The organism is Mesorhizobium sp. M5C.F.Ca.ET.164.01.1.1, from assembly GCF_004792125.1.
Classification (GTDB): Bacteria; Pseudomonadota; Alphaproteobacteria; order Rhizobiales; family Rhizobiaceae; genus Mesorhizobium; species Mesorhizobium wenxiniae.
Map to the genome: position 1 here is coordinate 1 of NZ_SRTG01000306.1, position 340 is coordinate 340.

Genomic DNA, 340 nt, shown 5'->3' on the forward strand with positions numbered 1-340 from the left:
GCAAGCGAGGTGGCGTCGCCCATCGAGGAGACGTCGATGTCGATGCGTGCGCCCGACTGCACATAGGGTGGCATGTTGGCGGTGACGATGACGGCGGCGACGTTCTTGGCGCGCGCGCTGCCGCCTTCGGTGGCGATGCCGAGGTTCTCCAGCATGGCGCGGATCGACTGTTCGGTGAAGGGCGAGTTGCGCAGGCTGTCGCCGGTTCCGGCCAGGCCGATGACAAGGCCGTAGCCGACGAGCTGGTTGTCGCGCGCGCTCTGCAGCTGGGCGATGTCCTTGATGCGCGCGGCGACCTGGCTGGGCGGCAGCGTGCTTGGCCCGGGCGAACCAAGGAACA

Annotated in this window: 1 protein-coding gene; it reads right to left on the reverse strand. The window is 68.5% G+C overall.

Annotated features, from left to right (window positions below):
* Positions 1-311, reverse strand: a 311-nt coding sequence (locus tag EN807_RS33590) for a flagellar basal body P-ring protein FlgI (RefSeq protein WP_135938024.1), incomplete at its 3' end; no start/stop codon positions are given.
* Between the last annotated feature and the right edge of the window lie 29 nt (positions 312-340).